The organism is Bacillus sp. JUb11 (assembly GCF_024807925.1).
GTDB lineage: Bacteria > Bacillota > Bacilli > Bacillales > Bacillaceae > Bacillus > Bacillus altitudinis.
Window position 1 is genome coordinate 110,164 of sequence record NZ_JANUEZ010000002.1, and the last position, 12,306, is coordinate 122,469.

General features: G+C 41.6%; 15 protein-coding genes. 4 read left to right on the top strand and 11 right to left on the bottom strand.

Annotation, left to right across the window (positions count from 1 at the left end; translation table 11 throughout):
• Nucleotides 1-33: 33 nt before the first annotated feature.
• Complete coding sequence (locus M2369_RS03780; protein ID WP_024719711.1) at nucleotides 34-708, bottom strand: zinc metallopeptidase; 675 nt, start codon at nucleotides 706-708, stop codon at nucleotides 34-36.
• 81 nt (nucleotides 709-789) lie between these two features.
• Nucleotides 790-1,014, bottom strand: coding sequence for a YuzI family membrane protein (locus M2369_RS03785; protein WP_008345775.1), 225 nt, complete (start codon nucleotides 1,012-1,014; stop codon nucleotides 790-792).
• A gap of 126 nt (nucleotides 1,015-1,140) precedes the next feature.
• Here M2369_RS03785 and M2369_RS03790 point away from each other — a divergent pair, with 126 nt between their 5' ends.
• Nucleotides 1,141-2,127 carry a potassium channel family protein gene (locus M2369_RS03790; protein WP_041507696.1) on the top strand — a complete coding sequence of 329 codons (987 nt, stop codon included), beginning with the start codon at nucleotides 1,141-1,143 and terminating at the stop codon, nucleotides 2,125-2,127.
• On the opposite strand, the gene M2369_RS03795 is transcribed toward M2369_RS03790, so the two are convergent.
• The 5 genes from M2369_RS03795 to M2369_RS03815 all read right to left on the bottom strand — a co-directional run bounded on the left by M2369_RS03795 (nucleotide 2,124) and on the right by M2369_RS03815 (nucleotide 7,028).
• The gene (locus M2369_RS03795) at nucleotides 2,124-2,525 is read right to left on the bottom strand and encodes a YugN-like family protein (RefSeq protein WP_024719713.1); all 402 of its coding nucleotides are present in this window, start codon (nucleotides 2,523-2,525) and stop codon (nucleotides 2,124-2,126) included. The genes M2369_RS03790 and M2369_RS03795 overlap by 4 nt on opposite strands.
• Before the next feature lie 29 nt (nucleotides 2,526-2,554).
• Nucleotides 2,555-2,773 (bottom strand): spore germination protein, encoded by a 219-nt coding sequence (locus M2369_RS03800; RefSeq protein WP_024719714.1) that lies wholly within the window; start codon nucleotides 2,771-2,773, stop codon nucleotides 2,555-2,557.
• A 317-nt stretch (nucleotides 2,774-3,090) separates the two neighbouring features.
• Entirely contained in the window at nucleotides 3,091-4,446 is a 1,356-nt protein-coding gene (locus tag M2369_RS03805; protein ID WP_024719715.1) for a glucose-6-phosphate isomerase, read from the bottom strand.
• Between the two features lie 126 nt (nucleotides 4,447-4,572).
• A complete protein-coding gene (locus tag M2369_RS03810; protein WP_039169723.1) occupies nucleotides 4,573-5,745 on the bottom strand; it encodes an iron-containing alcohol dehydrogenase in 1,173 nt (390 codons plus the stop codon).
• Nucleotides 5,746-5,864: 119 nt separating this feature from the next.
• Nucleotides 5,865-7,028 carry an iron-containing alcohol dehydrogenase gene (locus M2369_RS03815; protein ID WP_008345790.1) on the bottom strand — a complete coding sequence of 388 codons (1,164 nt, stop codon included), beginning with the start codon at nucleotides 7,026-7,028 and terminating at the stop codon, nucleotides 5,865-5,867.
• A 144-nt stretch (nucleotides 7,029-7,172) separates the two neighbouring features.
• Here M2369_RS03815 and M2369_RS03820 point away from each other — a divergent pair, with 144 nt between their 5' ends.
• Nucleotides 7,173-7,409 carry a DUF378 domain-containing protein gene (locus M2369_RS03820; protein ID WP_008345792.1) on the top strand — a complete coding sequence of 79 codons (237 nt, stop codon included), beginning with the start codon at nucleotides 7,173-7,175 and terminating at the stop codon, nucleotides 7,407-7,409.
• Between the two features lie 67 nt (nucleotides 7,410-7,476).
• Here the strand turns inward: M2369_RS03820 and yugI are convergent, their stop codons facing one another.
• The 3 genes from yugI to M2369_RS03835 all read right to left on the bottom strand — a co-directional run bounded on the left by yugI (nucleotide 7,477) and on the right by M2369_RS03835 (nucleotide 9,762).
• Nucleotides 7,477-7,869 (bottom strand): S1 domain-containing post-transcriptional regulator GSP13, encoded by a 393-nt coding sequence (gene yugI / locus M2369_RS03825; protein ID WP_024719717.1) that lies wholly within the window; start codon nucleotides 7,867-7,869, stop codon nucleotides 7,477-7,479.
• A gap of 198 nt (nucleotides 7,870-8,067) precedes the next feature.
• Nucleotides 8,068-9,261 carry an aminotransferase gene (locus M2369_RS03830; RefSeq protein WP_039169726.1) on the bottom strand — a complete coding sequence of 398 codons (1,194 nt, stop codon included), beginning with the start codon at nucleotides 9,259-9,261 and terminating at the stop codon, nucleotides 8,068-8,070.
• Nucleotides 9,262-9,762 carry an Lrp/AsnC family transcriptional regulator gene (locus M2369_RS03835; protein WP_007500517.1) on the bottom strand — a complete coding sequence of 167 codons (501 nt, stop codon included), beginning with the start codon at nucleotides 9,760-9,762 and terminating at the stop codon, nucleotides 9,262-9,264.
• A 178-nt stretch (nucleotides 9,763-9,940) separates the two neighbouring features.
• Between M2369_RS03835 and M2369_RS03840 the strand changes: the two genes are divergently transcribed.
• Nucleotides 9,941-10,765 carry an alpha/beta fold hydrolase gene (locus tag M2369_RS03840; protein ID WP_203143612.1) on the top strand — a complete coding sequence of 275 codons (825 nt, stop codon included), beginning with the start codon at nucleotides 9,941-9,943 and terminating at the stop codon, nucleotides 10,763-10,765.
• Here the strand turns inward: M2369_RS03840 and M2369_RS03845 are convergent.
• Entirely contained in the window at nucleotides 10,762-11,022 is a 261-nt protein-coding gene (locus M2369_RS03845; protein WP_045034535.1) for a YugE family protein, read from the bottom strand. The two genes, M2369_RS03840 and M2369_RS03845, sit on opposite strands and share 4 nt — an antisense overlap.
• 83 nt (nucleotides 11,023-11,105) lie before the next feature.
• Here M2369_RS03845 and M2369_RS03850 point away from each other — a divergent pair, with 83 nt between their 5' ends.
• Nucleotides 11,106-12,281: a MalY/PatB family protein gene (locus M2369_RS03850; protein WP_039169733.1), complete on the top strand. Its 1,176-nt coding sequence runs from the start codon at nucleotides 11,106-11,108 to the stop codon at nucleotides 12,279-12,281.
• Nucleotides 12,282-12,306 lie beyond the last annotated feature (25 nt).

A 12,306-nucleotide genomic window follows, 5' to 3' on the forward strand; every position in this document is an offset into this window, starting at 1 on the left:
ACACGGGTAAGGGCTCACCTCCTCTGGCGTCAATTAATCATTACGGCCATTTAGGAAGATCATTACAAAACGGAGCAATTCAAACAGGGAGACAAGGGCCGCTGCTACGTACGTAAGAGCTGCGGCATTTAACACCTTGTTCACGCCTCTTTCTTCACTGCTTCTAATGATTCCTTCTGAAACAATGATATTCTTTGCACGAGAACTTGCGTTAAACTCAACAGGCAATGTCACTAGCTGAAAGAACACAGCAGCTGAGAACAGAACGATCCCAAGCCCGATTAAGTTAAGGCTGCCGAGCAATAATCCACCTAGGAAAAGAAGCGGGGCAACACCAGATGCAAAGTTCACGACAGGGAAGATCTTATGTCTCAAGACAAGCGCACCATAGGATTCCTGATGCTGCAAGGCATGTCCAACCTCGTGTGATGCGACTGAAATGGCCGAAATAGAATGGCCATAATACACTGGTTCAGATAAACGAACCACACGCTGCGTCGGGTCGTAATGATCAGTCAAAGTTCCTCTTACCGGTTCAACGGGTACATCGTATAACCCGTTGCGATCTAAAATATATCGAGCGGTTTCAGCACCTGTTTTCATACTGGCAGCTTCAACCTTTGAATACTTTTCAAAATTATTCTTTACTTTAAATTGTGCCCAAAAAGACAATCCCAATGCGGCAAATGTTAAAAAATAAAAAAACAGCATGCTCATCAGCTTCCTTTTTATTTTATATATTTATTTACAATTTTAATGACTTTTATGTAACGTGTACAGCAAAAAGCACTAGGTCTTTTTAAGGGGAATCACTACACCAATGAAAAAGAAGAACATTCCGATGCATGCTGTATAAAATGTCACCGTTCCATATAGGTCTTGAAAAAAACGAAGCCACGAGAAATCGTTCATAAAATGGTTCACCGCATTTAAATCAAACACGAGTAAAATCACCGCAGATGATAAAAAGTGTGCGCCGATAAAAAGAAGTACGGTCTTTTGAACAAACGACATTCGCATTCCCTCCTTCTTCTCTCTTATTTTAAGATATGGGTTCTGTTTCAATACATGACGATGATGAAAAATTGTTTCCTAATCGGGCATACTGACATTAGCAGTCTCCCTGAAAGGACGAGTTCGATGAAATCAAACCGTATCTTCATTGCCTGGCTAAGATGGCCTCTTTATGTTCGCATTGCGATCATCATCTGTTTCTTGCTTCTCTTTTTTGGACAATTAATCGTCATACTTGAACCAAAGCAGTATCATACGATCTTTGATGGGATCTGGTGGGCTCTCATTACAGTTGCGACGGTAGGCTATGGTGATTTTGTGCCGCAAACCATGCCCGGACAAATCGCAGGTATGGCGCTGATTCTGATCGGGGCAAGCTTTGTCACGGCTTATTTTGCCACACTCGCTGCCGCTGTGTTCAGTAAGCAGCACCATTATGTAGAAGGAAAGGTCGCTTTTAAGGGGAAAGGACATGTCATTATCGTTGGCTGGAATGAGAAAACGAACAAACTGCTTCAATCGTTTCAAACCATTGATCCCGCCATGCCGATTGTACTCATTGATGATTCCTTAAAGGAAGGACCTCTTTTAGAGAATGTCCATTTTATTAAAGGCCATGGTACAGAGGATGCCACACTTCGCAGAGCAAATATTATGAGTGCTGATACATTGATGATTACCGCCGACCAGCATGAAAATGAAGTGACGGCTGATATGCAGAGTGTCTTAACCTTGCTTGCGGCAAAAGGATTAAACCCTTCGTTATATTGTTTAATTGAAATTTTAACCGATCGCTATGTGAAAAATGCTGAGCGGGCTGGCGCCAATCAAGTCATCCATACTTCTGATGCCGTGAATCATTTAATGGTGGAGCATTTTCTTTTAAAAGAACAGCTCATGGCGTTAAAAATCAAAAGAAACATGACCCTCCATAAACAGATCACCATCATTCCAGTACCGGCTTCATTAGCTGGAGAGACATTCTTAACGGCACTTCATCACTTTTTAGAGCATCATGTGATCATTGTAGGCGTACAAAAAAAAGAAGGACCCATGATGAATCCTCCTTTTGGATATGAGCTTCATCCAGAGGATGAGCTGATCAGCTTTTAAAGCAGTACATCTTCTAATTCTTTGACGAGTGAAAAGCCAATTTCGGCATAAGCCTTTGACACATCTCCGTCTTTCTCTTTCGGTTCTTGGAATTGGTTAAAAGATGCCCCTACATTTCCAACCATCGCATGGTCATCTAATTTATCTTGATAGACATGCTTTAAGAGAAATGGATGTCCCATTTTCACCACAACGCCTGGCTGATCCAGCTGTCCTTTCTCGGCTGTAAACGGAACTCTGAGAAAGGTATAGCCGTCACGGTTGTCAATTTTATAATCAAAATATCCATGATCATAATCCCAATTCCCATTAATGACATATCCGAGCGGCTTCATATTTTCTTCTAAATGGTACAGTGAAAAGCTTTCACCAGTCAGCCTAGATGGTACATGAATCATACAGAACCCTCCTTTTTGTATAGGGTTCGTTAAAGAGAGGAATTCATACATTTACCTTTCGTGATTTGCACATTGTTTGTAAAAGCAGCATCAAATAAGCTTTGGCTGGATGATGCATTTGTCTCGTTCACACTGCCCGCTCCTGATGTCTCTTTCGTAGCACTCATTGGACAAATCCGCCCAACATTCCCAAAGTTAACGATGGCCTGCCCGGAAATGTCATGGATATAAATATGATTTGTTCTCATCGCTTCATCAACCCCCTCCATTGATTATTCTATGTACAGAGCTTAGGGAGGCTTGCACTGACACCATGAGAACATAAAAAAAGGCACACCTTATGCAAAGATGTGCCTTAGCGTGTAGACAAACCCTCGCATTCGTTGTCAGTCCTGCGCACTGGTGCTCACGAATGTCAAATTCGCTCCGCTCCAGTGCTCGTCCTTCCTAGACTTCAAAGGTTTTCTATCACGCTAAAAAGAAGACAAAGGGCTAAAATACAGTTCATTTTAGCCCTTTGTCAACAATCTGAGGCACATCTTATGAAAAGATGTGCCTTTTATTCTTATGATTGTTTGAGACGGCTCTCAAGTTCTGCCTTTTTCTCTTCGAAGCCCGGTTTTCCTAATAAAGCAAACATGTTCACTTTATACGCTTCTACTCCAGGCTGGTCGAATGGATTGACGCCTAGTAAATACCCAGACATCGCACATGCTTTTTCAAAGAAGTACACGAGATATCCGAATGTATAAGCATCCATTTCAGGAATTGTCACAATCAGGTTCGGTACTTTTCCATCCGTATGAGCAAGCATTGTGCCTTCAAATGCTTTTTTATTGACGAAATCAACCGTTTTTCCTGCAAGATAGTTTAACCCATCAAGGTCTTGTTCTTCTGCTTCGATGACAAGTTCATGTCGTGGCTTGTCTACATTCACGATGGTTTCAAACAAGTCTCTTCTTCCTTCTTGTACATATTGACCAAGTGAATGAAGATCCGTTGAGAAGTTCGCAGATGAAGGATAGATTCCTTTTTCATCTTTCCCTTCACTTTCGCCGAATAACTGCTTCCACCACTCCGCAAAGTACTGTAAGCCTGGCTCATAGTTAATCAGCATTTCAATTGTCCGTCCTTTATTGTAAAGAACATTACGGACAACCGCATATTGATAAGCCGCATTTTCTGAGAGCTCAGATGATGCGAAGTCTTCACTTGCTTTCGCAGCACCTTCCATCATTTGATCAATGTCTGCACCGCTTACAGCGATTGGCAATAGACCAACTGCTGTTAAAACGGAATAGCGTCCGCCGACGTCATCAGGGATGATAAATGATTCATAGCCTTCTTCAGTTGCTAATGTTTTGAGTGCCCCGCGTGCCTTGTCAGTTGTCGCATAGATGCGTTTTTTCGCTTCTTCAGCACCATATTTTTCGATAAGGAGCTTTTTAAAGATACGGAACGCAATGGCTGGCTCTGTAGTTGTACCAGATTTTGAAATCACGTTAATGGAGAAATCGGCATCTTCTAGCAGATCCATTACATCTGTTAAATAAGAAGAACTGATGTTGTTTCCAATAAAGATGATTTGCGGTGTTTTGCGTTTGCCTTTTGGCAAACTATTATAGAAAGAATGGTTTAAAAACTCAATGGCCGCACGTGCGCCAAGATAAGAACCACCAATTCCAACAACGAGTAATACATCAGAATCAGATTTAATCTTTTCTGCACTTTTTTTAATGCGGGCAAATTCTTCGCGATCATATTGCTTCGGTAAGTCAACCCAGCCTAAATAATCACTGCCAGTACCCGTTTGTTCATGAATATTATGATGGGCCACCTTCACAAAATCTTTTAAATATGTAAGCTCATGTTCTTGAAAGAAAGGTAACGCTTTCGAGTAGTCAAATTGAATATGTGTCATCGCTTGTAAGCCCTCCATTACGTTAGTTCTGTCCCTTTCACTTTAGCGGAACTAGCTATTGAAATCAAGTGATCGTCATTGGTACAGCAAAAAGCCGCTCCTCATGAAGAGAAGCGGCCATCCAAATTATAGAGAAGCTTTCAAAATCGCTAAAATGTCATCACGGCCAAGTTTCATAAAGTTACCAAAACCACCATATTCCATTTCTTTTGCTGCGATATCAGCAATTTTGTCCAGTTGATCTTCACCAATATCATAATCCGCTAAACGACTCGGTGCACCGAGGCTTGTCCAGAAGGCTGACAGCTTGTCGATTCCTTCTAATGCGATGTCACGATCCGATTTTCCTTCTGTCTCAATGTCAAACATGTTCAACATGAGGTTTTTAAAACGTTCGACATTATGATCAAGTGTATGACGCATCCAGTTTGGGAAGAGGATCGCAAGTCCACCTGCATGCGGAATGTCATAGACTGCTGATACTGCATGCTCAATCGTATGTGATGCCCAGTCGCCAAAATAGCCCATTTGCAGCGTGCCATTTAAAGCAATTGTTCCTGCATAAAGGATGGTTTCACGGTGCTCATAGTTTTGTAAGTCTTCAAGTAGCTTTGGTGCTGTCTCGATGACTGTTTGAAGAACAGCAAAACACATCCGATCTTGTAGAGGCGTGTTTTTGACATTATGGAAGTATTGTTCAAACACATGGCTCATCATATCAACCATGCCATACACCGTTTGATTCTCTGGCACAGAATATGTGTGCTCAGGATCTAAAATTGAAAAAGCAGGGTGCGTGACTGAACTGCCCCACACGTACTTTTCATTTGTTTCCCAGTTCGTGATCACAGAATCCGGGTTCATTTCTGAGCCTGTCGCTGCAAGTGTCAATACTGTGCCAAATGGCAGTGCTTTTTGAGCGGTCGTTTTCTTTGAAATAATATCCCATACATCCCCGTCATATTCAGCTCCAGCTGCAATGGCTTTTGTACAGTCGATGACACTTCCCCCACCAACTGCTAATAAGAAATCAATGTTCTCATTTTGGCAAATGTCGATCCCTTTTTGCACTGTAGTGAGACGAGGGTTCGGTTCAACTCCTGACAGTTCAAATACGTCAGCCTCTGCTTCATTTAAAGCGCTGATAACCTTATCATAAAGACCATTTTTCTTAATACTGCCTCCACCATATACAAGAAGCACTCGCTTTCCATAACGAGCGAGTTCGCTTTTTAGTCCGTCTAGTTGTCCTTTTCCAAACATCAATTTCGTTGGATTATAGTAAATAAAGTTTTCCATCTGTTCTACATCTCCTTAAAACATTTATATCCAAAAACATGAAAGACTACTGTAACATATGTACATGCAAAACTCAAAAAAGATAACTGCTTAAAAGCAGCTATCTTTTCCATGTTCGATTATAAAGAAGCGTTTAAAATAGCTAGAACATCTTCTTTGTTCAGCTTTTTAAATTGGCCAAATTCACCACGTGCCATTGCACGGTCTGCAATCAGATCAATTTTCTCATCGTTGATGTCATAGTCAGCTAAACGATTTGGTGCGCCTAGACTTGTCCAGAAAGCAGAAAGTTTTTCGATTCCTTCTAAGCCAACTTCTTCGTCTGTTTTGCCCGCAGGGTCTACATCGAATACACGCACTGCTAATTGCTTGAAGCGACCTGGGTTTTCTTGAATGACATGCTTCATCCAGTTCGGGAACAAGATCGCAAGACCGCCTGCATGCGGGATGTCATACACAGCGGATACCGCATGCTCAATATTGTGAGATGCCCAGTCTCCGCGTGCCCCCATTGAAAGCATTCCATTCAGTGCAATGGTGCCTGTGAATAAAATCGTTTCACGAAGCTCATAGTTTTCCAAATCATTGATCAGCTTCGGTGCTGTTTCAATGACCGTACGAAGAAGTCCTTCACACATACGATCTTGGTAAGGTGTATTCTCCGTGTGATGGAAATATTGTTCAAATACGTGAGACATCATGTCGACCATGCCATAAATCGTATGGTTTTTTGGCACAGTAAATGTATTGACTGGGTCAAGAATAGAGAATTTAGGGAAGACAGCTGGACTGCCCCATCCGTATTTCTCATTTGTTTCCCAGTTTGTGATGACGGAGCCAGAGTTCATTTCAGAACCTGTCGCGGCAAGTGTTAATACTGTACCAAATGGGATGGCTTCCATTGGGACATGCTTACGAGTGACGATATCCCAAGCATCTCCATCGTATTTCGCACCAGCTGCGATCGCTTTTGTTGCGTCAATGACACTACCGCCGCCGACTGCCAATATAAAGTCAATTTGGTTCTCTTTGCAAAGCTCGACCCCTTTTCTGACCGTTGTTAAGCGCGGGTTTGGCTCAACCCCAGCAAGCTCAGTAATTGTAGCTCCTGATTCTTTTAAAATGCTGACAACTTGGTCATAAAGGCCATTTCGTTTAATGCTGCCTCCACCATATACAAGCAATACGTTTTTTCCGTAGTGTTTTAGTTCATCTGAAAGGGCTGATACTTCTCCCTTTCCAAAAATTAATTTCGTTGGGTTCCAATAAGTAAATCGATCCATGTGATCTCCTCCTCGCGCTACATTATGCGCTTCTTTCATTCCAAAAGTAAAGTAATTTGCTTTCATCCATTTTCTTACGCATAGTTTGGCTAAAAATCTGCAAAATATAAATGTATTGATACTGTAGCGAAAGGAGGAATCACGATGAGTGCTATTCAGCGTATTGCCCTCGTGCTCACGATTATCGGTGCTATTAACTGGGGACTAATCGGCTTTTTTCAATTTGACTTAGTAGCAGCGATCTTTGGCGGTCAAGGTGCTGCATTATCACGTATTATTTATGGTCTTGTTGGAATTGCAGGTCTTGTCAATCTTGGTCTGTTGTTCAAACCTAGTGAAGAAGCTGTCCGCCGTGACGAGCCAAATCCAGAGGTCCGCTAATGAAAAAGACATAAAAAAAAGACTGCCTATGAGGCAGCCTAAGGCACCGTTTGAAGCGGTGCTTTTTTTATTTCTTGATAAGGTCTTTACGGTTAGATTGCTCAATCCACTCTTCAAGTTTATCTTTCAGTGTATTGAAACCTTGTGGTGCAGCAGCTTCTTCTTTCGCTTGCTGTGGTCTTTGTTTCTTTGGTTTGCTTTCTTTTCTTTCAGGTGCATCTTGTGTCGCACGGATAGAAAGGCTGATTTTACCTGCATTTTCATCAACAGAAAGAACTTTTACTTGTACTTCGTCACCAATTGAAAGGTGCTCGTTGATGTCTTTTACAAAGCCATGTGTTACTTCAGAAATATGCACAAGTCCTTGAGTTTCTTCATCTAATGCAACAAACGCACCATACGCTTGTAATCCTGTTACTTTACCAGTGTAAACACTGCCTACTTCAAACTTTGTCGCCATGATAACAACTCCTAAATAAATGTTTTAATATTCGTTTATACGCAATTAAAAACTATATCACAGAACGCTCTTTTACGCAAAATATTTTTTAATTGGGTTTAGATCAGTTTAAAAGGGGGAATACCTGAAAACAAGAATGCTTTCTAGTATTCCCCCCTAATTTGAGAGGCATGAGTCCAGATGGATTGATGCCTTTTTTTATTTTAAGATAGCAGGTGCTTCTTCTTTCACTTGTCTATTCTGTAAAAAACGCTGGATTCTTGAAAGTGATTCTTGCAAGTGATCGAGTGATGACGCATATGAACAACGAATATGTCCTTCACCACTTGGACCGAATACATTTCCAGGGACAACCGCTACTTTCTCGCTAAGCAGCAGCTCCTCGGCAAATTGTTCTGAAGTCATGCCTGTGCTTTTAATGGACGGGAAAGCGTAAAACGCTCCGTTTGGCTGGTGGCAAGTGAGTCCAAGTTCATTGAGAGAGCCGACAAACAAATTACGGCGCCTTCTGTAGCTTTTCTTCATTTTCTCCACATCTTCAAGTCCATTTTTTAATGCTTCTTCTGCGGCATATTGTGCCATAGCTGGTGCACACATCATAGAATATTGATGTATTTTCAGCATGGCATCACGGAGGACTGGCGGTGCTGCCACATAGCCTAAGCGCCAGCCCGTCATAGCGAATCCTTTTGAAAAGCCTGAAATCAAAATCGTTCTTTCCTTCATATCTTGAATCGCCGCCACACTCGTAAAAGCTTCATCGTACGTCAGCTCTGCATAAATCTCATCTGTGATGATTAAAAGATCATGCTCCTTTGCAAACTGAGCAATATCTTCAAGCTCTTCTTTCGAGTAAACAGACCCTGTTGGGTTTGATGGAGAGCATAGCAAGATGGCTTTTGTTTTCGGCGTCAGCTTCGTACGAAGATCAGCAGAATCGGCTTTAAAATCTTTTTCAGCCGATGTACTTAAATAAACCGGTACACCGCCCGCAAGTGTCGTAAGAGCCCCATATGCGACGAAACAAGGCTCTGGGATGATTACTTCGTCCCCGTTGTTTAAAATGGCGCGAAAGGCCAAATCAAGCGCCTGGCTACCGCCAACGGTAATAATGAGTTCTTCTTCAGGACTGTACTCAATGTGAAACCGCTTATATAAATAATGACTCAATTCTTTTCGCAAAGAGAGCAGCCCAGCATTTGCTGTATAAGAGGTCAGTCCTTGCTCTAAAGACATAATACTGGCTTCTCTCACATTCCAAGCTGTCACGAAATCCGGTTCGCCGACCCCGAGGGAGATAACCCCTTCCATTGTGGCTGCCAAATCAAAGAATTTCCGAATACCTGACGGCTGAATGCTTTGTACCGTTTCAGATAAATAAGATTTTTTCATTTAAGGAGACACCACGATTCTTTTGTCATCGTCCCCTGTTTCAAAGACTTTCCCATCATGCTTATATCTTTTCAAAATAAAGTGGGTAGTGGTTGAAACAACAGAATCAAGTGTCGATAATTTTTCAGATACGAAGCGGGCGATATCAGACATGGATCTTCCTCTGATCACAACAGATAAATCATACACGCCTGACATTAAATACACGGACTCCACTTCTTGGAACCTGTAAATGCGTTCAGCAATTTCATCAAAACCGACGCCTCTTTTTGGGGTCACTTTCACATCAATCATCGCTGTAACGCCTTCGTGTCCGTCTACTTTTCGCCAGTCAATCATGGTCGAATAATCAATAATGACTTTTTGATCTTCGAGCTTTTGAATAATGGCTTCTGCTTCTTCTGATGTCACACCTGCCATTTTTGCAATTGTATTTAAATCGGCGCGGCTGTTTTCATCTAAAATCTCTAATATTTCAGTTTCTTTTTCGGTTAGTTTCATTGATTTCACACCTCTGATTGTAAAAAGCTAGTTTTAAAAAATCTTCTGAACATTATAGCACGTTTTTCCCATTATGCTAAGCAGGGAAAAGATTCTAATCGTAGCTTAAAATCCACTTTTTAGGGTACAATACAGTCACCTAACAGAGAGTGAGTATCAAATATCGGAGTTGATGAGTGTGGACATTGTACAGCCATCCTATATGAAAAGTAAATTCGGTTTAGATATCTATTACGAACACTATCCAAATGAAGGTAAGAAGACATTGATTTTGATTCACGGCCTTTTCTCATCTACCTTCAGCTATCGAAAGCTCATCCCGCTTATGAAACAAGACTTCAATTTAATTGCGATTGATCTGCCTCCATTCGGGCAGTCCGAAAAATCAAATACGTTCATTTACAGCTATCGCAACATGGCAAAAATCATCATTGAACTAGCTGGTTATTTACAGATTCAGCATGCGATCCTCGTGGGGCATTCCATGGGGGGACAAATTGCTTTATATGCTGCCTCTGAGCGTCCCGACCTATTTGAAAAAGCCGTTCTTTTATGCAGTTCAGGGTATATGAATAAGTCCAAAAAGTCGCTTGTTTACAGCACTTATATTCCTTATTTTTATCTCTATTTAAAAAGAAAGTTGTTCAAGCATGGTATTATGAAAAATTTAACCGCTGTTGTGCATGATCATTCGATTATTGATCAAGAGATGGTGGACGGATATTTAAAGCCTTTTTCAGATGACCAAATTTTCAGAGGTATTTTTCGTTTGATTCGGCACAGGGAAGGCGATTTAGCGTCAGATGTCTTAAAGAAAATGGAGACACCTGTCCTGCTGATTTGGGGGGAGGAAGACCGGATCGTTCCTATTCAAATTGGCGAAAGACTGCACAAAGATCTGCCGCATTCAACCTTTCACGCATTAAAAAAAACCGGGCACCTCATCCCTGAGGAAAATCCGGTCTTTGTGTCTGATCAAATTGGTCATTTCAGCCTGTCTTAAAACGAGCAGGAGCTACCTTCTCTTATGACAAAAAGCTGATTTGCGATATGCTGACAGCTTTCCATCGGAAGAAGCTGATCAAATGAGTGATGGTAAATGGCTTGAATGTCTTTCGCGAAAGATAACGGGTCTTCTGCGTCGTATAAGGCACTGATGACGTCAGCAGGCTCCGTTTCGTAAAAGTCCTCTCCATACTGAAAAGGGTCCCATGCCTTAATGATTTGAATCATCTCTTCTACAGCTTGACTATCTTTCATGGGGATCACCGCTTATAATAAATTTTGTGATGTTTATTTTAGCACAACCAAGAGTGGTTGAAAAACGGCTAGAGGTGGGTTTCATGAATTTCGACGAACAGATCATACGTAAAGGTTCAAAATCAGTCAAATGGGATCAAGCAGAGTCTTTGTTCCTGACAACAGATGCGCTGCCAATGTGGGTAGCAGATATGGATTTTAAAGCGCCCCAAGTCGTGCTTGATGCTTTAAAAGAACGATTAGATCACGGTGTATTCGGCTATGCATTTCAGGATCAGGAAACGCAGCAAGCAGTAGCTGACTGGCTCAAAAGAAGACACGGTTGGACGATACAAACAGATGCCGTCACCTTCACACCAGGTATCGTGACAGCACTTAGTTTTGCGGTACAAGCCTTTACAGCTCCGAATGATGAAGTGGTCATTCAGTCACCGGTGTATACGCCCTTCTATCAAATGATTGAAAGAAATGGACGTATCGTCTCAACCAATCCTTTAAAAATAGAAAACAACCGTTACATGATGGATTTTGATGATTTAGAGAAAAAATTAAGCAGACCAGAAGCAAAGCTGATGTTTCTTTGTCATCCGCATAATCCTTCAGGGAGAGCTTGGTCAAAAGAAGAATTAAAGCGTGTAGGAGACCTATGTGTACAGTACGGTGTCACCGTCGTGTCAGATGAAATTCATTCGGATCTGATGCTTTACGGACAGCCGCATGTGCCTTTTGCCAGCCTTTCTGATGAGATAGCTAACATCACGGTAACGTGTATTGCACCGAGTAAAACATTTAATTTAGCTGGTCTTCAGGCATCTGCCATTATCATTTCTGATGAAGAAAAAAGAACCCTTTTCACCAATGAATTGCAAAGAAATGGATTGTCTAAACTGAATGCCTTTGCGATTCCTGCCATGGAGGCGGCCTATCGCCACGGAGATGAGTGGCTTGATTCACTTGTTCTTTACCTCGAAAATAATATGAAGATCGCAATGGATTATATTGATGAATATCTGCCGAGCATGCGTTATATGAAACCAGATGCTTCTTATCTATTATGGCTGGATATTCGTGATTATGAGCTCACTCAAGCAGAATTGAAACGTAATCTGCTGAAAAAGGGCAAGGTCATACTAGAGCTCGGAAACGTATATGGGCACGAAGGAGACGGCTTTATTCGAATGAATCTAGGCTGTCCTGCCGGAACAGTAAAAGAAGGTCTGAAGCGCCTTCATCAAGCATTCACTCTATCATCCGAATAAAACCATTTCTATCAAAAGAACATCC